Below are 21894 nucleotides of genomic sequence, written 5' to 3'. Positions count from 1 at the left end.
GGCCAGAGAAAATCCGCAAACACGGCGCAAAGGCCGCTGCGACGCAGCGATTTGGGCGCCGGGGCGCCTGTGTCAGTGGCCAGAAGACCCTGAAAACAGATGAATGACAAGGATTCCCGCCAAGATCATCGCCATGCCGAGCACGGCCGGAAGGTCCAGTTTCTGGCCAAAGACCACAAGACCGATCACCGCGATCAACACGATGCCGAGCCCGGACCAGATGGCATAGACGATCCCCACCGGCATCACCTTTAGGGTCAGGCCCAGCATGTAGAAGGAAAACCCGTAGGCGACCAGAACGATCAGGGAGGGCATCAGGCGGCTGAACTGCTGGCTGGCCTGCAGGGCGGTGGTGCCAATGGTTTCGGCGGCAACGGCGACGATCAGGTAGATGTAGTGAACGGGCATCGCGGCCTCCGAAGTTTCCAGGAGAGATGTGGTGTCTTCCGGGTATCGCAAGCCGCTGCGTTGGAACAGCCCCGAAAACCGTGCCGCGCGAAAATTCCGGATCCTGGCCTTGCCAAATTTATCTGAAGGGCTGCGGGAAAAGCCCGTTTCTACGGGGCGCGCGATTGTGGAGGATCGTTAAAACAGCTTTCAATTTTCTAACCAAATGGCAACGAGTTTTGGATAGAGAGAAGTTCGGAAGGAAATCTGATGAAGCATTTTCTGGCCGGTATGGCGGCTTGTATCGTTGTTGCATTGTCGCCGTTGCTGGTTCTGGCTTCGAACAAAAACCTGAGCCCGGGCACGCCGATCCTTGTGGTGTCGGCGCCATGGGGGCCGGATGCACCCGACGTGATCGCCGGATCCGGTTTGCAGGAGATTTCCCCAGAACGTGCGCCGTTTGGTGCGCTAACAGTGCTTGAGGATCTGGCGGACGCCAGACGGTTAAAAGAGAACGGCGCTTGGTTTGTGGTCGATGGAACGGTGATCGCCCAGATCTGCGCAGAGTGAGTAAAGGGGCTGCTCGAGTATGGGCAAGGTTACACAAGGCGATGGGCTGGATATGTCCACCGTCACAAACTCATCTGACAAACAGTTTCAGCGTCTGGCCACTCTGGTCCTGCTGCCTGCTCCGGCCCTGGTGGCCTATTTCGTTGATGGCGCGGTGCCGTGGTGGCTGATGGCCAGCTTGAGCGGTGCGTTGGGCCTGTTGACCTGGCTGTCAAAAGGATTCTCCGATAGTTTTCGCGATTATGTCATCGCCTTCTGCTATATCGGTCACAGCATCCTGTTCACGACCTCCTTTACCGGTCATGCTTGGCAGATCGACAGTCATATGCTGTTCTTCGCCTCGCTCGCCGTGGTGTCGACCCTTTACAGTCCCGGCGCGGTAATCTTTGCCACCGTGCTTGTGGCGGTTCATCACCTTGCCTTCAGCCTGATGCTGCCCTCCTTGGTGTTCCCGGGCGGCTCGGTCCTTGCCAGCATCGAACGCACGGTGATGCACGCCGTGATCCTGCTGCTGGAGGCCGGTATTCTGCTGATGAGCATCTATCAGCGTCAGGCGGCCCGTAGGGCGCTCGAAGAGCAGCAACAGGCGCTGCAGGAAGAGGCAGCCAAGGCCGAGGAGGCAGAAGAGGAAGCCCTGCGTAGCAAGCGGGATTCAGAAAACGTTGTGATGATTTTCGACGAGAGCCTGAAAACTATGGCGGCGGGAAACCTCAGCGGTCGTATCACCGGTGATTTCCCGCATGAGTACGAATCCATGCGCGACGCCTTCAATGAACTGGCGGAAAGCCTGAACTCGGGCATTGGCACCGCAATGACGATCTCCGGCGATTTCCGCAACGATGCGCATTCCGTTTCTGAGGCGGTGCAAAGCCTGTCGGCCCGGACGGAGTCGCAGGCGGCAACCCTGACCGAAACCACGGCGGCCCTTCAGGAGCTGAGTGAGTCAGTGAAGAAAAGCGCGGCTGATTCCGGCAAGGCCGCCGAGAATGCACGCACGGCCTATCGCGGTGCGGTGGAAAACGGCGATCTGATGTCGGCAGCCGTGGATGCCATGGGAAACATCGAACAGTCCTCCAACGAGATTTCGACGATCATCAACGTGATCGAGGATATTTCCTTCCAGACCAACCTTTTGGCGTTGAATGCGGGCGTCGAGGCCGCCCGCGCCGGAGAAAGTGGCCGAGGCTTCGCTGTTGTGGCGGCCGAAGTCCGGGCACTGGCGCAGCGCACCGCCGATGCTGCAAACGAGGTGAAGTCGCTGATTGGAACCAGCGCCAAGCAGGTCAAGGAAGGATCGGAACTGGTCAACAAGGCTGGCGACGCCCTTCAGGATATCGTCGCGCGGGTTTCCGAAACCAATAAGCTGATCGAGGCAATCTCCGGCACATCAACCGATCAGGCTTCGGCCCTGTCCGAAATGGCTTCGGCGCTTAGCACGCTGGACGGGGCGACCCAAACTAATGCCGCCATGGTTGAGGAAATGACCGCCATGAGCATGAGCATGGACAGCAAGGCGCGTGAGCTGGCCGGGACGCTGTCGCGTTTTGAGCTTGATGATCAGCAGTCAGGTATGGGTGGAGCAGGGGGACTGCGTCTGGTGAGCTGACGCAACCCTGCCCAGCAATCTGGGTATTCCGTCCATCGCATTGGCCGGGCGGATTTAAGTAAATGAATTGAAACGGGGGCGGTGGTGGTCACTGTCCCCGTTTCCGTTTGGTCTGATTATGCCTGTGGGGTCCGTCCGGAGGGGAGGTGTTTAGACCCGGCCGGCGGCTTCAAACCAGGGCAATAACTGAGCGCGCACATGGGTCCAGACCTCTGGCGCCCCCCTGGCCACTTTTACCCCGACGCGCTCTTCCAGCTGGCTGAGGCTGACATCGTATTCCACCCAGCTGCCGCCACCGTTTAAGAGGTTCAGAAAGATCGGCTGAACCCGGTCGATGGATTTGGCGTAGATGGCATCCGGACTCTCAGCGGCTTCAAACTCGGTCCAGAGCCCGTGAAAGGTGCTGCCTTGCGGATGCGGCAGAAGGTGGAACAGGCGCTCTGCGGCAGCGGCTTCCTTGGCCTCAAGCGCGGCCAGCGCCGCAGGGTCCTGGGTGCCGTGTATTGGAGTGTCCCCGGCGTCGATTTCCACAAGATCATGCAGCAACAGCATCTGCACGATGCGGCCCACATCCACGTAGTGGGCACTGTGCTCGGCCAGGATCCAGCCATAGAGCATGATATGCCAGCTGTGTTCGGCAGAGTTTTCCCGGCGCGATCCATCTCCGAGTTTGGAGGCGCGCAGAACCAGTTTCAGCGCGTCGGCCTGGTTGAGAAATTCAAGCCTCTGGGTCAGTGTCGCGCAACTCGCTACGCTGCCCTGACCCAAAAGGTTCATCGCGTGATGGTAGGCCTCGGGGAATTGCGTCTCCAGCGCTGCGGCGCGTCCGGTGGACAGGTTTTCCCGGACCACATCAAAATGGAACTCCGGCGCATCCGCGCAGTACAGGGTCTGAAAGATCGGCTGACAATGGTCCAGATGCTTGGCGAACCGGGCATCAAGACTTTCGCCTGCCTCAAATTCGCGCCAAAGGTCGAACAACTCTCCGCCTTGATCCTCTGGCAGCAAGCCAAACAGTCGCTGGGCCGCTGCCAGCTCAGAAACCGCCACAGCCTCCCAGTCGACGTCATCGGTGATCGGATGATCGCCCGCGTCGATTTCCACCAGATCATGCAGCAACAGCATCCGGATGACTCGGTCGATGTTCACATCCGGGTCTGCCAACGGGGCGAGCGCCAGCGCATAAAGTGCCAGGTGCCAGCTGTGTTCGGCGGAGTTTTCCGCGCGCGACCCGTCCAGAATGAGGTTTTGCCGTTCGATCCGGCGCAGTTTTTCTGCTTCGAGGAGAAAGTCGAACTGTCGTTGGAGGCGCATCGTCACGACGCGCCGTCCGCCTTGTTCAGTTGCGCTTCAGCTTCGGCCTGCAGGGCTGCGATTTTCTGGTTCAGAAAATCCCGGGCTTTGCGCTCGGCGAGGCGCACGCGGATCTCGGTCAGAAATGCCTCTTCCAGAGATTGGGACGCCGCGCCCAGAACCTGTCCGACTTCGACATAAAGCCGGTCCTGGCCGATGGCGTCCTGTATCTTCAGCGTATCGATGGCCAGCTTTTGGGCCAGCGTCTCGATCGTGCTCATCAGCGCGTGTTCTCTGTCAGGCGGCGTTTGACGTAGTCGTTCACGTTGGTCATCAACGTGTCCATGTGCTGATCCTGGAAGAAGTGATCCGCGCCTTCGACCTCGGTATGGGTAATGGTGATACCTTTCTGCTCGTGCAGCTTGTTCACCAGGTTCACCGTGTCTGCGGGCGGCGCCACGCGGTCGGCGGTGCCGTTGATGATCAGACCCGAGGACGGGCAGGGCGCCAGGAAGGAGAAGTCATACATATTGGCAGGCGGGGCTACCGATATGAAGCCAGTGATCTCGGGGCGGCGCATCAGCAGCTGCATGCCGATCCAGGCGCCAAAGGAGAAGCCGGCAACCCAGCAATGCTTGGAGTTGTTGTTCATCGACTGCAGGTAATCCAGCGCCGACGCCGCATCGGACAACTCACCGACGCCTTGGTCGTATTCACCCTGCGACCGGCCAACACCCCGGAAATTGAAGCGCAGCACGGTGAAGCCCATGTTGTAGAAGGCATAGTGCAGGTTATAGACAACCTTGTTGTTCATCGTGCCGCCAAACTGAGGGTGCGGATGCAGGATGATCGCGATCGGTGCGTCTTTTTCTTTTTGGGGGTGATAGCGGCCTTCCAGGCGGCCTTCGGGTCCGGGGAAAATGACCTCAGGCATGGGCAGTACGTTCCTACTCTTGGTATTTCCTTGAATGCCGGACCGGGAAACTTGACGAATTCGGTAAGGCACCTTAGAACTGTTCTAATTGCTGCGGGGGTCTTGGACCTGCGCTGTCAAGATCAGATATGCGTTGATGCGGTTAAGGTCAATGTTTTCGGCATTTACGCGGCTGTTTGGAGTGTCTGGACGATGAAACTATCCACCAAGGGGCGCTATGCCATGGTTGCCCTTGCTGATATTGCCCTTCAACCGGAAGGCACCCTTGTCGTGCTTGGCGATATCTCCAAACGTCAGGATATTTCGCTGCCCTATCTGGAGCAGCTGTTTGTGAAACTCCGCCGGGCCGATCTGGTGGCTTCGGTGCGTGGGCCGGGCGGCGGCTATCGTCTGGCGAAACCGGCGTCGGAAATCCGGGTGGTGGATGTGCTGTCGGCTGTCGATGAAACCGTTGATGCGATGCACAAGGGGGCAGGTGCCTCCGGCGCGGCCTCTGGATCGCGGGCGCAGTCGCTGACCAACCGTCTGTGGCAAAGTCTTAGCGCGCAGGTCTATGTGTTCCTGCACCAGACGCGCCTGTCGGATGTCATCGAAAACGAGCTGGCGCCGTGCCCGGCGGTTCCGAACCTTTTTGCGGTGGTCGACGCCGAGGCCGATTGACCCCGGTTCCCGCTAGAGGCAGGGACGGTCCAAGTGCCCTCAGATTGGAAAACATGAGTCTATGAAACGCGTTTATCTGGATCACAATGCCACCACGCCCGTGCGGGCAGAGGCGCGCGATGCGATGATTGCGGCGATGGACCTGTGCGGCAACCCGTCGTCAGTGCATGCCGAAGGGCGTGCGGCAAAATCCCTGATCGAACGCAGCCGCGCGCAGATCGCGGAGGCCTTTGGCGCAGACGGGGCCGATATTGTCTTTACCTCCAGCGCCACCGAGAGCGCAGCGCTGGCTTTGTCTGGGCGGGGTCTGCACGGCGCCCCGGTTGAACACGATGCTGTAAGGGCCTGGACTAACGAGGATCTTTCCGTGTCCCAGCAGGGTATCGTCGAGGTGTCCGACCCGGCTGGCTCGACGTTGCAGTTGGCCAATTCGGAAACCGGCGTGGTGCAGAACCTGCCGCAGGGGCTTGCGGTGACGGATGCCACTCAGGCCTTTGGCAAGCTACCGGTGGCCTTTAACTGGCTGGGCGCCCAGATGGCGCTGATTTCGGCGCATAAACTGGGCGGCCCCAAGGGCTGCGGTGCGCTGGTGCTGAAGCGCGGCACCGATCTGGCGGCGCAGATCAAGGGCGGCGGGCAGGAAATGGGCCGTCGCTCGGGCACCGAGAACGTGATCGGCATCGCCGGTTTTGCGGCTGCTGCCACGGCGGCGGCCCGGGATCTGGCCGATGGGTGCTGGGATCGCGTCGCCGAACTTAGAAATATTCTAGAAAATGCCCTTGCGGTCGACGCCCCGGAAACTATTTTTGTCGGGAAAGAGTCGCCCCGCCTGCCCAACACCACTTGTTTCGCCACCCCGGGCTGGAAAGGCGAAACGCAGGTCATGCAAATGGACCTCGCCGGTTTCGCCATTAGCGCGGGCAGTGCCTGCTCCAGCGGCAAGGTCCGGGCAAGCGCGGTTCTGACTGCGATGGGATACGATGAGATAACCGCCCAGGGTGCCGTTCGGGTTTCGCTCGGGCTGGAGACAACAGAAGAAGATGTGCTGCGCTTTGCCGAAGCGTGGCTGAAGAAACAAAAGAAACATCGCGCCCGCGCGGCGTGAGTGCAGGAGATGATCATGGCCGCTTTGGACCAGACGCAAGTCAAGGAAGGTGTAGACCAGGAAACCGTGGATGCGGTGGCCGAGGTCAGCACGTATAAATACGGCTGGGAGACCGATATCGAGATGGAATACGCCCCCAAGGGCGTGAACCCCGATATCGTGCGCCTGATCTCTGAAAAGAACGAAGAACCGGAATGGATGACCGAATGGCGTCTGTCCGCCTTTGAACGCTGGAAGCAGATGGATGAGCCGGACTGGGCGATGGTCAGCTACCCGGAAATCGATTTCCAGGATCAGTATTACTACGCCCGTCCGAAATCGATGGAAGTGAAGCCGAAGTCACTGGATGAGGTCGACCCCAAGCTTCTTGCTACCTACGAAAAGCTTGGTATCCCCCTGAAAGAACAGATGATTCTGGCAGGCGTCGAAGGCGCTGAGGATGCGCCTGCCGAAGGCCGCAAGGTCGCTGTGGACGCGGTGTTCGACTCCGTTTCCGTCGGCACCACCTTCCAGAAGGAGCTTGAAGAGGCAGGTGTCATCTTCTGTTCGATCTCCGAAGCGATCAAGAACCACCCCGAGTTGGTGAAGAAATACCTCGGCTCGGTCGTGCCGGTGTCCGACAACTTCTACGCCACGCTGAACTCGGCCGTGTTCTCGGATGGCTCCTTTGTTTACGTGCCGCCGGGCGTGCGCTGCCCGATGGAGCTCTCCACCTATTTCCGCATCAACGCGGAAAACACCGGCCAGTTCGAGCGGACTCTGATCATCGCGGACAAGGGTTCTTACGTTTCTTACCTCGAAGGCTGCACCGCGCCGCAGCGTGACGTGGCCCAGCTGCACGCAGCCGTGGTCGAGATCATCATCGAAGAAGACGCCGAGGTGAAATACTCCACCGTTCAGAACTGGTATCCCGGTGACGAAAACGGCAAGGGCGGCATCTACAACTTTGTCACCAAACGCGCCGATTGCCGCGGTGACCGAGCCAAGGTGATGTGGACCCAGGTGGAAACCGGCTCTGCCGTGACCTGGAAATACCCGTCCTGCATCCTGCGCGGCGACGATAGCCAAGGTGAGTTCTACTCGATCGCCATCGCCAACAACATGCAGCAGGCCGACACCGGCACCAAGATGGTGCACCTGGGTAAGCGCACAAAATCGCGCATCGTGTCCAAGGGGATTTCGGCCGGCAAGGCGCAGAACACCTATCGTGGGCTGGTGTCCATGCACCCTAAAGCCAAGGAAAGCCGCAACTACACCCAGTGTGACAGCTTGCTGATCGGCGACAAATGCGGCGCCCACACGGTTCCCTACATCGAAGTAAAGAACAACTCCTCGCGGGTGGAGCATGAGGCGACCACATCCAAGGTGGACGATGAACAACTGTTCTACTGCCGCCAGCGTGGCATGGACGAAGAAGAGGCGGTCGCCCTGGTGGTGAATGGCTTCTGCAAGGACGTGCTGCAGGCCCTGCCGATGGAATTCGCCATGGAAGCACAGCAGCTGGTTGCGATCAGCCTTGAAGGTTCGGTGGGCTGATACCGATGCGGCGGACGCCTGATCAAAACCTCTCCAAACCGGCCCGGGGCGCGTGGGATCACCACCGTCTCCACCGGCAGGGAACCGGCAGCGCAGCGGTGCTGCTGGCCGGGTTTTGCACGGGCGCCGTTGTGGGTGGCTGGATCACGGATGGGCTTGGCGTTTATGCAGTCGGTGCGGTCGGCGCAGTGGGATTCTGGTGCATTGGCTTCTGGCTGTCCCGCCGTCGGCAAGCTTCGCGGGATGGTTTGAAATGACTTCCGTAAGCCTGCATAACGGGCCGTTGCGGCTGTTCTGGTGGAAAGGCACGCCGAACTTCGGTGATGCCCTGTCGCGGATCGTGACGGCCTATGTCTCCGGGCGTGCGGTACAGCACAGCCGTCCGGCGGAGGCGGATCTGTTTGCGGTGGGGTCGATCCTGCAGATCGTGCGCCGGAATTTTTCGGATAAATCCACACCGAAAGACAACGTACCGTGGATCTGGGGGAGCGGTGTTTTGCATTATATTCCCAATGGGTTCCTTGAAAATGTTCAGGTAGCCCTGCTGCGCGGTCCGGTAACAGCGGCCTTGCTGGGATTGCAGGCAAACCGGTTCGGGGATCCGGGGCTATTGATCGCGGATGCGCTTGGCGACAAGCCGACGCGGGGCGACCGTATCGGATTGGTACCGCATCACAGCCAGATCGACGATCCGATGGTCCGGGCCGTTGCGGCCTCTGATCCTGCCTTCGATCTGATCGATCCCCGCAGGGCGCCCGAGGTGGTGTGCCAACAGATCGGCGCCTGCCGCCATGTCTTTGCGTCGTCGCTGCATGGGCTGATCACGGCGGACTCCTATGGCGTGCCCTCCACATGGGTTTGGCCCGGTGATCAGGGATATCTGAAATACCACGACTACGCTGCCTCGGTTGGGCGGGCGATGATCGCGCCAGAGGCATGGGAAGATATTCCCGGTCTTGCGCGGGGCCTGCACCACGACGACGGGTCGCTGCCCCATGCCGATGGCATCGCTGCGGCTCAGGCCGCGCTTTATGACACATTTCCCGCCGCGTTGCGGAGCCACCAGGCTCTGGCGGTGGATCCGACAAAGAAAACGAATACAGGCGCGGCCACGGCCGTGCATTCAGGATAAGAAACGAGGAAATCATGCTGGAAATCAAAAACCTGCAAGTCAAACTTGAAGAAGAGGATAAGCAGATCCTCAAAGGTGTGGACCTGACGGTCGAGGCTGGCAAGGTACACGCGATCATGGGACCGAACGGGTCGGGTAAATCGACCCTGTCCTATGTTCTGTCCGGCAAGGACGGCTATGAGGTAACGGGCGGCACGGCGACGCTGGAAGGTGAAGATCTGCTGGATCTGGAGCCGGAAGAGCGCGCGGCAGCTGGCCTGTTCCTGGCGTTCCAGTATCCGGTCGAAATTCCCGGCGTCGGCAACATGACCTTCCTGCGCACCGCCGTGAACGCGCAGCGCAAAGCGCGCGGCGAGGACGAACTCTCCGCGGCTGATTTCCTGAAAGAAGTCCGCGCCAAGGCCAAGGATCTGAAGATCGACGCCGACATGCTGAAACGTCCGGTCAACGTCGGTTTCTCCGGCGGTGAGAAGAAGCGCAACGAGATCCTGCAGATGGCGATGCTGGGCCCCAAGATGTGCATTCTCGATGAAACTGACTCCGGGCTCGACGTCGATGCGATGAAGCTGGTGGCTGATGGCGTCAACGCGCTGCGTGACGAAGGCCGTGGCTTCCTGGTGATCACCCACTACCAGCGCCTGCTGGATCACATCAAACCGGATGTGGTGCACATCATGGCCAATGGCCGCATCATCAAAACCGGCGGCCCCGAGCTGGCGCTTGAGGTGGAAAACAACGGTTATGCCGACATCCTGGCAGAGGTGGCGTAAATGGCGCTTCCCGATGTAAAACAAACAGCTACGGACGCGCGGCTCGCCGCGCTGACGCTGCCCGAGGGCGGCTGCCTGGAACCGGCACGCCGCGCTGCGCTGTCCCGCGTGCAAACGCTGGGTCTGCCCGGTCGCCGCGATGAGTACTGGAAATACACCCGGCCCGAGACGCTGACCTCGGCCGAGGTGACGCCTGCCGCCGTCTTTGACGCGGGCGAGCCGCCGATGTTCGATGAATTCGACAGCCTGAAGGTGGTCTTTGTCGATGGCGTCTTTGACGCCGAGGCCTCGGATGATCTGTCGCTCGAAGGCGTTCAAATCGACCGGATCGCCGATATCTGTGGAAAAGATATACACTGGGCCAAGGACTTGTACGGTGTTCTTGAGGCACGCGGCCAATCCCCGGTTGCTCGCCCGCTTGCGGCGCTGAATACGGCCTTTGCCCAGGATGGTCTGGCAATCCACGTGACCGGCACCCCTTCCAAGCCGATCAACATGGTCTATCGCCACACCGAGACCGGTTCGGATGCAATCCTGCACCATGTCGTTCTTGTTGACGCGGGCGCCGAAGCCACGATCCTGGAAAACGGTCCGGCGGCGGCACGGTTCAACAAATGCATGGAGATCGACATTGCCGACACCGGCAAGCTGCATCTGGTGCGTTCGCAGGGCCGTGATCACGAACGCCGCGCGGCCACGCATCTGTTTGCGCGGCTCGGCACGGAATCGCAGTTCAAGGCCTTTACCCTGACCGTGAACGGCGTGCTGACCCGTAATGAGGCGGTGATCGAGCTGACCGGCGACGATGCGATTGCGCATATCGCGGGCGCCTGCGCCGGTGATGGCGACTTCCATCACGATGACACCGTGTTCATCACCCATGACGCGGTGAATTGCGAAAGCCGTCAGGTCTTCAAGAAGGTTCTGCGCAACGGGGCAACCGGTGTGTTCCAGGGCAAGATCCTGGTCAAGGAAGGCGCGCAGAAAACCGATGGCTACCAGATCAGCCAATCGCTGCTGCTGGATGACGACAGCCAGTTCCTCGCCAAGCCCGAGCTGGAGATCTACGCCGATGACGTGGCCTGCTCGCACGGCTCCACGTCTGGCGCGATTGACGAGGATGCGCTGTTCTATCTGCGTTCGCGTGGGGTGCCGGAAGGTGATGCGACCGACCTGTTGACGCTTGCGTTCCTGGCCGAGGCCGTCGACGAAATCGAGGACGACACTATCGCCGAGGCAATCGTCGCGCGTCTCGAAGGCTGGTTGTCGCGGCGCCGCTGATGGCTGTGACAACTGACATTGTCGCCACATACCGGGGGCCGCGCCGTGTAATTGCGCGGCTCCTGTCTATGGGCCACCGCGAAGACCGGTTGCTGGCCTTTGTGATGTTTGGCTGCGCCATCGCATTCGTGGCGCAGATGCCCCGGCTTGCGCGTGAGGCGCATCTGACGGGGCAAGAGTTGAACATGCTGCTGGGCGGCGCACTTCTGGGACTGGTCTTCATGGCGCCACTGGCGCTTTATGCCATGTCTTTCGTGCTGCATCTTCTGGCGCGTGTGCTGGGCGGGCAGGGTGAGGCTTATCGCTCTCGTCTGGTCCTGTTCTGGACGCTTCTGGCCTCCAGCCCGCTTTTGCTGCTGAACGGATTGGTTGGCGGGTTCATCGGACCTGGTCCGGCGCTCAACAGTGTTGGATTGCTCTGGCTGGCGGTTGTGCTGTGGTTCTGGCTATCCGGCATGATCGAAGCCTATTGGACCCGCACATGACCCCGTTGTTGAACCTTGCACTGCTGACCCTGCGCAGCCCGGCCAAAGCGGCCGAGATCGTTCTTGCCCAGCAGTGGCGGGGCGAGGCGGTCTGGACCGGTCTCTTGCTGGTGGCCGTGCTGAATGCGCTGACCCATGCGCTGATGCTGTGGTTGTTTCCGGTGGCGCAGGAACTGGCGTTTCTCAATATGTCACCGACAGCGCTGGTGGGGCTTTCTGCCGGGCTTCTCGTGGTCTTTTCCGTGGCGGTGACCTTTTGTGGTCGGCTGATCGGTGGGCAGGGTGGCTTTGCCCAAGTTCTTCCGGTGATGGTCTGGCTGCAACTGGTCCGTGTTGGCATTCAGGCCGTGGTGATCGTGGTGACGCTGCTCTCGGCCGGTATCGGCGCCTTGCTGAGCCTGCTGGTTAACGTGTTTTTGATTTACGTGCTCCTGCATTTCGTGAACGAGGCGCATAGGTTCAATTCCCTGTGGCGCGCCTTTGGCGTGCTGGTGATGGCGAGCCTTCTGGCCCTCTTTACTCTGACATTCGTTTTGGGTCTTCTTGGCCCAGCCAAACTGGGACTGCCCGCTTATGTATGACGTCAACACGATTAGATCCGATTTCCCGATCCTGTCCCGGCAGGTGAACGGCAAGCCGTTGACCTATCTGGACAACGGCGCCTCGGCGCAAAAGCCGCAGGTGGTGATCGATGCGATCACACGGGCGTACTCGGAAGAATACGCCAATGTTCACAGAGGCTTGCACTTCCTGTCTAACTTGGCGACCGAGAAGTATGAATCCGTGCGGGGTGTCATCTCCCGGTTCCTGAACGCAGGTGATGAGAACACAATCGTGCTGAACTCTGGCACCACCGAGGGGATCAATCTGGTGGCATACAGCTGGGCGATGCCGCGGTTTGAACCGGGGGATGAGATCGTTCTGTCGGTGATGGAGCATCACGCCAATATCGTGCCCTGGCATTTCCTGCGCGAACGGCAAGGCGCCGTTCTGAAATGGGTGGATACCGCGCCCGACGGCAGCCTTGATCCGCAGGCGGTGATCGATGCCATCGGTCCGAAAACCAAACTGGTTGCCATCACTCAATGTTCCAACGTGCTGGGCACCGTGGTGGATGTTAAAGCGGTGACCGAAGGCGCCCACGCCAAGGGTGTTCCGGTTCTGGTCGATGGCTCACAAGGCGCCGTGCACATGCCAGTCGATGTGCAGGATATCGGCTGCGATTTCTATGCCATCACCGGACACAAGCTTTATGGACCGTCGGGGTCTGGGGCGATCTATATCCGCCCCGAACGGATGGCGGAAATGCGTCCCTTTATTGGTGGGGGTGACATGATCCGCGAAGTCACGCGCGATACGGTCACCTACAACGATCCGCCGATGAAGTTCGAGGCCGGCACGCCGGGTATCGTGCAGACCATCGGGTTGGGTGTTGCGCTGGAATACATGATGGGTATCGGCATGGAGAACATCGCCGCCCATGAACGCGATCTGTGCAATTACGCCTCCGAACGTCTGAACGGTCTCAACTGGATCAGTGTTCAGGGGCAGGCACCGGGCAAAGCGGCGATCTTCAGTTTGACCATGAACAATGCCGCGCATCCCCATGATATTTCGACCATTCTCGACAAGAAAGGTGTGGCAGTCCGTGCCGGGCAGCATTGCGCGGCGCCGCTGATGGATCACCTTGGTGTGGCGGCGACCTGCCGTGCCTCCTTTGGGATGTATAACACAAGGGAAGAGGTCGACACGCTGGTCGATGCGCTGGAACTGGCGCACGAGTTGTTCTCATAAAACATCGTTCCCGGCCCCGGTTGATCGGGGCCGGGAACGGAGCCGACTTATGCCGTCGCGCCGCCCAGCAGATCCATGCGGGGCATCAGATCTAGCAAATGACGCGAATACTCATGCGCGGGGGCTTCGAACAGAGTTTCTGCCTCCGCGATTTCGCAGATTTGGCCGTTCCGCATCACCGCAATCCTGTCGCACATCTGACGAATAACCGGCAGGTCGTGGCTGATGAAGATCATCGTCAGCCCCAGTTCCTCTTGCAAGTCTTTGAGAAGGTTCAGGATTGTTGCCTGCACCGAGACATCCAGTGCCGATGTCGGCTCGTCACAGATCAGGATTCGTGGTCGCGACGCCAACGCCCGCGCGATTGATATACGCTGCCGCTGGCCACCGGAAAACTCATGCGGATAGCGCAGCCCGGCGGCGGCGCCCAGCCCGACATGATCCAGAAGATCGCCAACCACCCTGCGGGTTTCCTTTTCATTGTCGGTCATCCGGTGATAACGGATTGGCTCGGCCACGATATCGAACACCCGCATCCGCGCATTGAGCGAGGAATAGGGGTCCTGGAATATCATTTGCAGCGCCCGGCGGGCCTGCTGCGCCGGGGCGCTGTTGGGACGCGAACTGACATCTTGGCCCAGCACCCGAATGGCACCGGAATCCGGGCGATAAAGCCCCGCGATCAGCCGCGCAATGGTTGACTTTCCTGAGCCGGATTCCCCAACGATGCCAAAGGTTTCCCCTTCGGCGACCGAGAATGTCGCCTCATTCACAGCCCTCAGCATGCGCCGGTTCCGTTTGAACAGCGATTTTTGTAGCACGAACGACAGGTTGAGGTTTTGCACCTCCACGGCGGCGCTTTCCTGACGGTCACTGCGAGCCTGTCCCAGCCAGTGGTTCTGAATGTCGATCCGGCTAAAGGGTTTGGTGTCGCCCTCGATATAATCGACCGAGGTGAACCGCTCCAGCTTGCGGTCGGCGCGGGGAACGGCGGCGATCAGGGATCGGGTGTATTCGTGATTGGGGGCGCCAAGGATCTGCGCGACATCACCGGTTTCCACGACTTCGCCGCGGTACATCACCACCACCCGGTCGGCGATATTGGCAATGACACCAATGTCATGCGTTACGATGATGACGCCCAGATTGCGCTCCCGGCACAGCCGTTTCAGCAGATCAAGGATCTGCGCCTGGATCGAGACATCAAGCGCGGTTGTCGGCTCATCCGCGATGATCAGATCGGGATCGCCGGCAAGAGCAAGGGCGATGACCACCCGCTGACGCATGCCGCCCGAGAACTGGTGCGGATAGGCGCGCAGCCGTGCCTTGGCCTCGGTGATGCCGACCTGTTCCAGCAGTTCCACCGCACGGGCTTCGGCCTTGGCATCCTTCAATCCCGTGGTTTTTTCAATCGTTTCAACCAGCTGCGCGCCGATGGTCATCAGGGGATTGAGCGAGGTTTGCGGGTCCTGGAAGATCATCCCGATCCGGTCGCCCCGGATCCGGCGCATCTCGTCCTCGTCGCGCCCACGCAGCTCTTCGCCCTGAAACAGGATCGAGCCGCCCGCAACGCGCCCCGGCGCCTCCAAGAGGTCAATGATCGCGTTGCCAATGGTGGATTTCCCGGCGCCGGATTCCCCGACCAGACCGACAACTTCCCCCGGCTTCACGGTCAGCGATACATTGCGCGCCGCCTTGACCGTGCCGCGGCGGGTGGGGAACTCGACATCGAGCCCTTCGATTTTCAAAAGTTCAGTCATCTCAGTTTCGGATTGAGGGCATCACGCATCCAGTCGCCAAGCAGGTTCACTGCGAAAACCAGAACGACCAGAGCGATTGCGGGAAAGAAGGTGATCCACCACAGACCGGAGAATAGGTATTCGTTGCCAACCCGGATCAGGGTGCCAAGCGACGGCGTGGTGGGCGGGATGCCCTGTCCAAGGAAGGACAGGGTCGCCTCGGAGATGATGGCGAGGGCAAGACCAATGGTCGCGATCACCAGAACCGGGCGCAGGGTGTTGGGAAAGATGTGACGGATCATGATCAGCCAGCGGGGCAGGCCGATGATGCGCGCCGCCTGAACGTATTCCTTGTTCGCCTCGACCAATGTGGCGCCGCGGGCGACGCGGGCGAATTGCGGCCAGTCGGTCAGGCCAATGGCGATAATCACCACGTAGATGGCGAATTCGTCGCGCAGCTCCAGTGGCAGTACGGCACGGCCGATGCCATTGATCAGGATCGCCAGCAGAATGCCCGGGATGGTCAGCTGCACATCGGCGATGCGCATGATCACCGCATCGGTGACGCCGCCGACGTAGCCGGAAATCACCCCCAGCGTGACGCCCAACACCATCCCAAGGCAAACGGCAGCCAGCCCCACGATGATCGACAGGCGCCCACCGTATAGGATCGTCGACAGCATGTCGCGGCCTTGGTTGTCGGTGCCCAGCAGGTATTGCGGTTGCCCGCCTTCGGCCCAGGCGGGGGGTAGCTTCCCATCCCAGAGCGAGATTTGCGCCGGATCAAAGGGATCAAATGGCGCGAGAACAGGGGCAAAAACGCAGGCCAAGATCATCAGAACCGTGATCACGGCGGCAATCACCGCCCCCGGTGAATGGAAAAAGGACCAGACGATGTCATTGTCCTTGAAACGCTCCCAGCGGGTGGCCGGGCGATCGGTTGGAAGGCTCATCAGGACCCCAGACGGATACGTGGATCGACGACGAAATATAGAATGTCGACGATCAGATTAATCAGGACGAACAGCAACGCCACGAAGACAAGGTAAGCGGCCATGATCGGGACATCGACGAAATCGACGGCCTGGATGAACATCAGGCCAGTGCCGGGCCATTGAAACACGGTCTCGGTGATCACCGAAAAGGCGATCAGCCCGCCGATATTTAGGCCGATGATGGTGATCACCGGAACCAGCGTGTTGCGCAGCGCGTGACGAAAGTTCACCGCCCGTTCAGACAGGCCACGGGCGCGGGCGAACTTGATGAAATCGGTGCGCATGACCTCCATCATCTCGGCCCGCACCAGACGCAGGATCAACGTCAGCTGAAACAGCGACAGGGTAATCGCGGGCAGGACGATGGCGCGCCAGCCATCGCTGGTCAGCAGTGATGTCTTCCACCAGCCAAGGTCCACTGTACCGCTGCGCCCCGAGGACGGCAGCCAGCGCAGATGCACGGCAAAGACATAGATCAGCGCGATGCCAATGATGAAGGTTGGCAGGCTGACCCCGATCAGCGATGTCGACAGGATGACCCGGCTGACCCAGGATTTGCGCCGGATACCGGTATAGACACCCAGTGTAATTCCAACCGCCAAGGCTATGATCGCACTGACAAAAACCAGCTCTAGCGTCGCGGGTAACCGCTCCAGGATCAACTCATCCACGGGGCGCTTGATCCGGTAGCTGAGCCCGAAATCGCCGCTGAGGATATTCCCCATGAAGCGAGTGTATTGCGTCAGGATGGGGTCATCGAGCCCCAGTTGCTGACGGATTTCGATCCGCTGTTCGCGCGTGGCATCCTGTCCGACCATATTGTTGACCGGATCGCCGACGAAGTTGAACAGGGAAAAACTGATGGCCGAGACGACAGCCATGACAAGCAAGGACTGCGCCAGCCGTTTGAGGATAAAGAATGTCATTGAGCCCCCGGAGCATAGGGGCGGACGCCAGGCCCGCCCCGTGACTCAATTTACTTCATGACCGCGAAACGGGGGCGGAAGGCATCATCCGCCGCGATCGCGATATCGACCTTGTCCGAGATGCCCCATGCCAGAACCTGGTGGTGGATCGGCACATAGGGAATGTCGGCCTTCACCAAATCCCAGGCCTCATCGATCAGCGCGGTGCGCTTGTCGATGTCGATCTCGGTGGTGATCGCATCAGTGATCTCGTTCACCCGAGCGTTGTCATAGCCGGTCGCGTTCCAGGACCCTTCGCCATCCAGCAGGTAGGAGAAGACATAGTGGCTGTCGAGCGTCGGAACACCCCAGCCCAGCATGTAGAAATCCGATTCACGCTTCTGGATCTTGGGAAAGTGCTGCGCCTTCGGAATCGCGTCTAGGTTCACCTTCACGCCAATCTTGGCCAGCATCGCCACCGCCGCCTGACAGATCTTCTCGTCGTTGTTGTAGCGGTTGTTGGGGCAGTCCAGCTGGATCGAGAAGCCATCGGGATAGCCAGCCTCGGTTAGCAGGGATTTCGCTTTTTCCGGATCAAAGCCGTAGGAAGCGTCGTTGTCCGGCGTATTGCCCAGAACACCCGGCGGGGTGATCATACCGGTCGGGAAGGACAGGCCTTCCATGACGACGCGCTGGATCGCAGCCTTGTCGATGGCCAGGTTAAAGGCTTCGCGTACCCGCTTGTCCTTGAACGGATTTCCATCCACATCCGAGCTGCGCAGCTTGTCGACACCCTGATCCATGCCGAAGAAGATCGAGCGGATCTGGGCCACGGTTTTGACGCCGAGCCCATCGGCGGCCTCGATACGTTTGAGATCCTGCAAGGGCGGATCCAGCACGAAGTCGACCTCACCCGACAGCAGCGCAGCAACGCGAGTCGCGGCATTGGAAATCGGGCGATATTCGATCTTGTCGATATTGCCGGGGAACATGTCATTGCCCCACCAGGCGGCGTTGCGCTCCAGTACTGTCAGCTCATCCGGGGCGCGGCTGACCAGCGAAAACGGGCCGGTGCCATTGGCATTGCGCACCGCGTAGGTTTCTTCCTTGGCCTTGAAATCCTGCGGGGCGGTGACGTTGTTCGCCTCTGACCAGCCCTTGTCCATCATGTAGATCGAGGTCAGCTGGTTCGGCAGGATCGGGTTCGGGCCATCGGTCATCAGTTTGACGGTGTAATCGTCAATAACCTCGACCGAGGTTACGTTTTTGGCCTGCTCTTTGTAGTCGGAGGCTTCGTGATTGGCGCGTTCAAAGGAGAAGACTACGTCTTCGGCGGTGAAATCGGCACCATCGTGGAATTTGACGCCCTGGCGCAGTTTGAAGGTCCAGCCGTCGGACCCGGCTTCCCAGCTTTCGGCGAGTTCAGGTTGCAGGGTAAGGTCTGCATCGCGGGTAACGAGCGATTCATAGATCTGCCCGTTCATCGCGATTGTGGGGCCTTCGTTTTGCGAATGGGGGTCCATGGTCAGAGCGTCGCCCTGGCTTGTCCAACGCAGGACATTCTCGGCCAGCGCGGGGCTTGCCGCCGTCATCGCCAGAAGCGAGACGGTAAATAGTCTTGTGAATTTCATTTTGATCTCCCTGTTGCATTACCGAACTCCCGACCTGTCCCGGCGGTGAGCTCAAACTGTCATACGTAGCGGTATTCTCCTTTTGGAATGCATTTCGGATCATGTTGGCGGCTAATGCTTCACCGATCAAGCCTGTTGCGTGTTTTGGGCCCAACGCGGCGAGGTTGAGGCGGGAGAGCCCAAACATTGAGCAGTTTATTATTGAATGAATACAAAGGTATGCTGCCCATACTTAAGCTGAGGTTGCAAGGTGTTGAGGCGCAGCATGCGTGCGTGGTCGACGCCCGGAAACAGGGAGGTGTGTCCCGCGGTAGTGGCCGCAGAAATGGCTGGTCACCCTCTCCTGAGGTGGAGGAAAGGGGGCAGTAACCCGGGGGATTCGACTGGGGATCGACGTGGCGGCTGACCGCGCCAGTCTGTCTTTTTCACTCCGGGAGGGGCGTAGCGTGGTCACTGGCGGTGATGTGACAGCGGACTGACTGCCTAATTTTGGGGAGCTACTGCAGCCCACGCCGCCCGGGGTGCAACAGCATGCCTTCAGGCCAGAAACATCAATGAAAACGGGCCTGACACCGGAAAGGCGTCAGGCCCGCGCTTTGCCCAAAGGGCGACGTTTAGAATTCGTAGTTCAGGCCGACTTGCAGTCTGTGGCTCTCGTAGTCACTACCAATCGACCCAGTGTAGCCGCCATAGAAAACAGACCCGCTGGATGCGCTGGACGCCAGCTGCGTTTCAAAGCCCAGCTTGACGTCAACCCAGTCGTCATCAAGCCCCTGGACCGGCAGTGTGGCACCCGGCAGGCCGATAAACCCGCTGCGTACGGCGAAGTCACTGCCCGATGCAAAGGTGTATTCCAGGCCACCGGTGAGCGTGGTGAGCCCCTGGGACCCGGCAAGATCGTATTCACCGCGGAAGCCGACCGACCCGAGAACGATGTCGCTGGACAGGCCATCCACGTTCAGGTTCCAGGCGCCGGCGCCGGTTTCGTTGAAGGCGTCAACGGACATGTCATAGTATTCCACCGAGGCCAGCGGCCCCCAACGCAACGCACCAACCTCCTGCATGTACTCAGCTTGCAAGGCGCCAAAGACCTGCGTGCCATCGGTGCTGCCCGTTGCTGTCTGCCCAAGCACATTGCGGCTCGAGTCGTAGGAGCTGTCCTGATAGCCGACCAGGGCCTTGATCATGCCGCCATTGCCGAACCCGAAGCGACCATAGGCCGTCAACGAAACACTGCTGGAGTCCACCCCGCCCAGGCCGTTCTGCGCGTCTGCGCTGCCGTCGGCGACCCCCAGGACAGCACCCCAGGCGGTGTTTGCGTTCAGTTGTTTTTCAAGGCCGATCGACAGCGATGCAATATCCACATCATAGCCGACCGAGGTTGCTGTGGGATCATAAGTGGACTGACTGCCGTTCAGCGAGAACAACCCGGTCCAGCCCTCTCCCATGTGCCAAGTGTCAAAGCTGCTGTTGCGGGTGACGCCGCCCTCGGCGCCGGTCACGCTTTGCGACGGAATGGCAAAGATCGCATCGACCTGCCCGCGGGATACTTCAAAGCCAAGGTTGGCGAAAGCGGGCGCAAAGCTGTAGCCGGTGCTGGTCAGCGCAATGCTGCGCTGAGCGGCGGTCATGGCCAGCATGTCGGCAATCGCCGTCTGATAGGTCGCAGCATTGCCCAGATCCAGGTAGGGCACATTGGCGGCCCCATCCAGATATCCGGCAAGCTTGAACTCGTAGGCCGAGGTGGCATTGGCAACGATCGGCGCGAATTGAGGTGCAATGCGCAATGTGAATTCACCGTCATCGATGCTGCCCACCGTTACCGTGAAATTCAGGTTTGCGTTGCGCAGATCTTCGATTTCGTCCACCGCAAACAGACCATTGGCCTGCGCCGCGGCGACGATGTCCGCGGGCACCAGACCACCGTCAACGTAGCCGAGGTCTGCCACGCTGACGCCCAGTGCTGTCGCCAGTTCAGTCAGGCGCGCGTCGATGTTGGCAGCGGTATCCAGCGTGCCATACGTCCAGCCGCCGTTGGAGAGATCGTTCCATGCCACCAGAGCCGACTCGTCGGTCGGATCATTGTTATCGTCCCAGAACAGCCCGTCCGGCGTCATCGTGTTGTCGATGAAGGAGTCGCCGAAATTGGCCAAATATTCTGTGTTGCTCAAGGCGCCGAAGGTCAGTGCGTCAACGCTAGTGGTCGAGGCCAGGGATGCCCGGCTGCTTGAGAAAAAGCCGATTTCGCCTTCTTGCCCGCCGGCCCCGAACAGCCCGTCTGGCAGCCGTGCGCCAATGCCGATATCCGTCGCGTTGAGATTGAACAGAACAGCGTCCGACGGGGCAAGGGTGCCCATCGCATTGCCATTGGCATCCAAGAGTTGAAGAGAGAAGCCGGTCATCCGGGCGCCGGTGAAGTTGGAGGTCTTACCGAAAGTGAAGTAATCTACGGTCGGGTACGTCGCGCTGGCAACGGTCCGGATGCGCATGTCGAAAGGCGAAGGACCGGTCAGCTGCGTTTTGACACGTTTGCCCGAACCGCCTGCGGAGTCGCAATAGACGCCGTCCTGGCTGGCCATCAGACAGTTGGTCACATCTCCCCGAGAGGTCAAGTTGGAGAAGTCCGTGATGATTTGCTCGAATGGATCCACGTAGGTGAACCCGCCAGATCCATCCGGCACCCGCGTGCGGGTAAAGGTCACCGCCTTCACCCCGGGAGGGTCGATACCCTCATCCGGATCCGCGAAGATCAGGCCGTCGCCGCTGGTTGCGATGAGAGGATCATCAGGCAGTAAATCGGCGGTCGCCGCACCTGCAGTCAGTATCAGCAACGCCGCAGGAGCAACCGTCCCCAGCTTCCAGAAATTATTGATGGATCTCATTTTGAGCATGCCCCGTCGATTCTAATTTTTGAAGTATGAAAACTTCAGTGTAACAACTGGCACGAACAATGAATTCGAATATTGATATGTGTCAACCGGGCGGCCAGTACGACCGCGCGAACGTTGCTACATCACAACAATGGTGATGCCCCCAAATGGTTATGCTCTGGCCCGGGGTGTTGTGGCCAC

General features: G+C 59.9%; 20 protein-coding genes. 11 read left to right on the top strand and 9 right to left on the bottom strand.

What is annotated here, in order from left to right:
* Positions 1 to 72: 72 nt before the first annotated feature.
* Positions 73 to 408, bottom strand: a complete 336-nt coding sequence (locus tag JL2886_RS01105; protein WP_065273462.1) for a DMT family transporter — start codon at positions 406 to 408, stop codon at positions 73 to 75.
* Positions 409 to 657: 249 nt separating this feature from the next.
* Between JL2886_RS01105 and JL2886_RS01100 the strand changes: the two genes are divergently transcribed.
* Positions 658 to 957 (top strand): hypothetical protein, encoded by a 300-nt coding sequence (locus tag JL2886_RS01100; protein ID WP_065270330.1) that lies wholly within the window; start codon positions 658 to 660, stop codon positions 955 to 957.
* A gap of 19 nt (positions 958 to 976) precedes the next feature.
* A complete protein-coding gene (locus JL2886_RS01095) occupies positions 977 to 2563 on the top strand; it encodes a methyl-accepting chemotaxis protein (protein ID WP_065270329.1) in 1587 nt (528 codons plus the stop codon).
* Positions 2564 to 2713: 150 nt separating this feature from the next.
* Here JL2886_RS01095 and JL2886_RS01090 read toward each other — a convergent pair whose 3' ends face one another.
* The 3 genes from JL2886_RS01090 to JL2886_RS01080 are packed head-to-tail and all read right to left on the bottom strand — an operon-like array spanning position 2714 to position 4790.
* Positions 2714 to 3883 carry an HD domain-containing protein gene (locus tag JL2886_RS01090; protein ID WP_197492332.1) on the bottom strand — a complete coding sequence of 390 codons (1170 nt, stop codon included), beginning with the start codon at positions 3881 to 3883 and terminating at the stop codon, positions 2714 to 2716.
* Positions 3880 to 4137, bottom strand: a complete 258-nt coding sequence (locus tag JL2886_RS01085; RefSeq protein WP_065270327.1) for a hypothetical protein — start codon at positions 4135 to 4137, stop codon at positions 3880 to 3882. Before JL2886_RS01085 ends, JL2886_RS01090 begins: the two co-directional genes overlap by 4 nt.
* Positions 4137 to 4790 (bottom strand): alpha/beta hydrolase, encoded by a 654-nt coding sequence (locus JL2886_RS01080; RefSeq protein WP_065270326.1) that lies wholly within the window; start codon positions 4788 to 4790, stop codon positions 4137 to 4139. Before JL2886_RS01080 ends, JL2886_RS01085 begins: the two co-directional genes overlap by 1 nt.
* 192 nt (positions 4791 to 4982) lie before the next feature.
* Here JL2886_RS01080 and JL2886_RS01075 point away from each other — a divergent pair, with 192 nt between their 5' ends.
* The 9 genes from JL2886_RS01075 (at position 4983) to JL2886_RS01030 (ending at position 13553) form a co-directional block, all read left to right on the top strand.
* Positions 4983 to 5450, top strand: coding sequence for an Rrf2 family transcriptional regulator (locus tag JL2886_RS01075; protein WP_065270325.1), 468 nt, complete (start codon positions 4983 to 4985; stop codon positions 5448 to 5450).
* A gap of 61 nt (positions 5451 to 5511) precedes the next feature.
* The gene (locus tag JL2886_RS01070; protein ID WP_065270324.1) at positions 5512 to 6555 is read left to right on the top strand and encodes a cysteine desulfurase family protein; all 1044 of its coding nucleotides are present in this window, start codon (positions 5512 to 5514) and stop codon (positions 6553 to 6555) included.
* Between the two features lie 15 nt (positions 6556 to 6570).
* A complete protein-coding gene (gene sufB, locus JL2886_RS01065) occupies positions 6571 to 8091 on the top strand; it encodes a Fe-S cluster assembly protein SufB (RefSeq protein WP_065273461.1) in 1521 nt (506 codons plus the stop codon).
* 253 nt (positions 8092 to 8344) lie between these two features.
* Complete coding sequence (locus JL2886_RS01055) at positions 8345 to 9223, top strand: polysaccharide pyruvyl transferase family protein (RefSeq protein ID WP_065270322.1); 879 nt, start codon at positions 8345 to 8347, stop codon at positions 9221 to 9223.
* A 14-nt stretch (positions 9224 to 9237) separates the two neighbouring features.
* Entirely contained in the window at positions 9238 to 9993 is a 756-nt protein-coding gene (sufC, locus tag JL2886_RS01050) for a Fe-S cluster assembly ATPase SufC (protein ID WP_065270321.1), read from the top strand.
* Positions 9994 to 11274 (top strand): SufB/SufD family protein, encoded by a 1281-nt coding sequence (locus tag JL2886_RS01045; protein ID WP_065270320.1) that lies wholly within the window; start codon positions 9994 to 9996, stop codon positions 11272 to 11274. It abuts the gene before it with no gap.
* Complete coding sequence (locus tag JL2886_RS01040; RefSeq protein ID WP_065270319.1) at positions 11274 to 11759, top strand: YIP1 family protein; 486 nt, start codon at positions 11274 to 11276, stop codon at positions 11757 to 11759. Before JL2886_RS01045 ends, JL2886_RS01040 begins: the two co-directional genes overlap by 1 nt.
* Entirely contained in the window at positions 11756 to 12340 is a 585-nt protein-coding gene (locus JL2886_RS01035; RefSeq protein ID WP_065270318.1) for a YIP1 family protein, read from the top strand. Before JL2886_RS01040 ends, JL2886_RS01035 begins: the two co-directional genes overlap by 4 nt.
* Complete coding sequence (locus tag JL2886_RS01030; RefSeq protein ID WP_065270317.1) at positions 12333 to 13553, top strand: cysteine desulfurase; 1221 nt, start codon at positions 12333 to 12335, stop codon at positions 13551 to 13553. Before JL2886_RS01035 ends, JL2886_RS01030 begins: the two co-directional genes overlap by 8 nt.
* A 47-nt stretch (positions 13554 to 13600) precedes the next feature.
* On the opposite strand, the gene JL2886_RS01025 is transcribed toward JL2886_RS01030, so the two are convergent.
* The 5 genes from JL2886_RS01025 to JL2886_RS01005 all read right to left on the bottom strand — a co-directional run bounded on the left by JL2886_RS01025 (position 13601) and on the right by JL2886_RS01005 (position 21714).
* Positions 13601 to 15313, bottom strand: a complete 1713-nt coding sequence (locus tag JL2886_RS01025) for a dipeptide ABC transporter ATP-binding protein (protein ID WP_065270316.1) — start codon at positions 15311 to 15313, stop codon at positions 13601 to 13603.
* Positions 15310 to 16245, bottom strand: coding sequence for an ABC transporter permease (locus JL2886_RS01020; RefSeq protein WP_065270315.1), 936 nt, complete (start codon positions 16243 to 16245; stop codon positions 15310 to 15312). Before JL2886_RS01020 ends, JL2886_RS01025 begins: the two co-directional genes overlap by 4 nt.
* Positions 16245 to 17213: an ABC transporter permease gene (locus JL2886_RS01015; protein WP_065270314.1), complete on the bottom strand. Its 969-nt coding sequence runs from the start codon at positions 17211 to 17213 to the stop codon at positions 16245 to 16247. The genes JL2886_RS01020 and JL2886_RS01015 overlap by 1 nt, the downstream gene beginning before the upstream one ends.
* Positions 17214 to 17263: 50 nt before the next feature.
* Positions 17264 to 18823, bottom strand: a complete 1560-nt coding sequence (locus JL2886_RS01010; RefSeq protein WP_065270313.1) for an ABC transporter substrate-binding protein — start codon at positions 18821 to 18823, stop codon at positions 17264 to 17266.
* 614 nt (positions 18824 to 19437) lie between these two features.
* Positions 19438 to 21714: a choice-of-anchor F family protein gene (locus JL2886_RS01005; RefSeq protein ID WP_065270312.1), complete on the bottom strand. Its 2277-nt coding sequence runs from the start codon at positions 21712 to 21714 to the stop codon at positions 19438 to 19440.
* Positions 21715 to 21894: the final 180 nt, after the last annotated feature.

The sequence above is a fragment of the Phaeobacter gallaeciensis genome, assembly GCF_001678945.1.
Classification (GTDB): domain Bacteria; phylum Pseudomonadota; class Alphaproteobacteria; order Rhodobacterales; family Rhodobacteraceae; genus Phycobacter; species Phycobacter gallaeciensis_A.
Note: the sequence above shows the minus strand (reverse complement) of the source record. Positions and strands in the feature narration are given on the sequence as shown.

Coding starts and splice junctions, on each gene's coding strand:
- JL2886_RS01085 (WP_065270327.1), bottom strand. CDS start 4,137: ATGAGCACGATCGAGACGCTGGCCCAAAAGCTGGCCATCGATACGCTG.
- JL2886_RS01080 (WP_065270326.1), bottom strand. CDS start 4,790: ATGCCTGAGGTCATTTTCCCCGGACCCGAAGGCCGCCTGGAAGGCCGC.
- JL2886_RS01105 (WP_065273462.1), bottom strand. CDS start 408: ATGCCCGTTCACTACATCTACCTGATCGTCGCCGTTGCCGCCGAAACC.
- JL2886_RS01035 (WP_065270318.1), top strand. CDS start 11,756: ATGACCCCGTTGTTGAACCTTGCACTGCTGACCCTGCGCAGCCCGGCC.
- JL2886_RS01055 (WP_065270322.1), top strand. CDS start 8,345: ATGACTTCCGTAAGCCTGCATAACGGGCCGTTGCGGCTGTTCTGGTGG.
- JL2886_RS01025 (WP_065270316.1), bottom strand. CDS start 15,313: ATGACTGAACTTTTGAAAATCGAAGGGCTCGATGTCGAGTTCCCCACC.
- JL2886_RS01010 (WP_065270313.1), bottom strand. CDS start 18,823: ATGAAATTCACAAGACTATTTACCGTCTCGCTTCTGGCGATGACGGCG.
- sufC (WP_065270321.1), top strand. CDS start 9,238: ATGCTGGAAATCAAAAACCTGCAAGTCAAACTTGAAGAAGAGGATAAG.
- JL2886_RS01070 (WP_065270324.1), top strand. CDS start 5,512: ATGAAACGCGTTTATCTGGATCACAATGCCACCACGCCCGTGCGGGCA.
- JL2886_RS01095 (WP_065270329.1), top strand. CDS start 977: ATGGGCAAGGTTACACAAGGCGATGGGCTGGATATGTCCACCGTCACA.
- JL2886_RS01015 (WP_065270314.1), bottom strand. CDS start 17,213: ATGACATTCTTTATCCTCAAACGGCTGGCGCAGTCCTTGCTTGTCATG.
- JL2886_RS01045 (WP_065270320.1), top strand. CDS start 9,994: ATGGCGCTTCCCGATGTAAAACAAACAGCTACGGACGCGCGGCTCGCC.
- sufB (WP_065273461.1), top strand. CDS start 6,571: ATGGCCGCTTTGGACCAGACGCAAGTCAAGGAAGGTGTAGACCAGGAA.
- JL2886_RS01030 (WP_065270317.1), top strand. CDS start 12,333: ATGTATGACGTCAACACGATTAGATCCGATTTCCCGATCCTGTCCCGG.
- JL2886_RS01020 (WP_065270315.1), bottom strand. CDS start 16,245: ATGAGCCTTCCAACCGATCGCCCGGCCACCCGCTGGGAGCGTTTCAAG.
- JL2886_RS01040 (WP_065270319.1), top strand. CDS start 11,274: ATGGCTGTGACAACTGACATTGTCGCCACATACCGGGGGCCGCGCCGT.
- JL2886_RS01100 (WP_065270330.1), top strand. CDS start 658: ATGAAGCATTTTCTGGCCGGTATGGCGGCTTGTATCGTTGTTGCATTG.
- JL2886_RS01075 (WP_065270325.1), top strand. CDS start 4,983: ATGAAACTATCCACCAAGGGGCGCTATGCCATGGTTGCCCTTGCTGAT.
- JL2886_RS01005 (WP_065270312.1), bottom strand. CDS start 21,714: ATGCTCAAAATGAGATCCATCAATAATTTCTGGAAGCTGGGGACGGTT.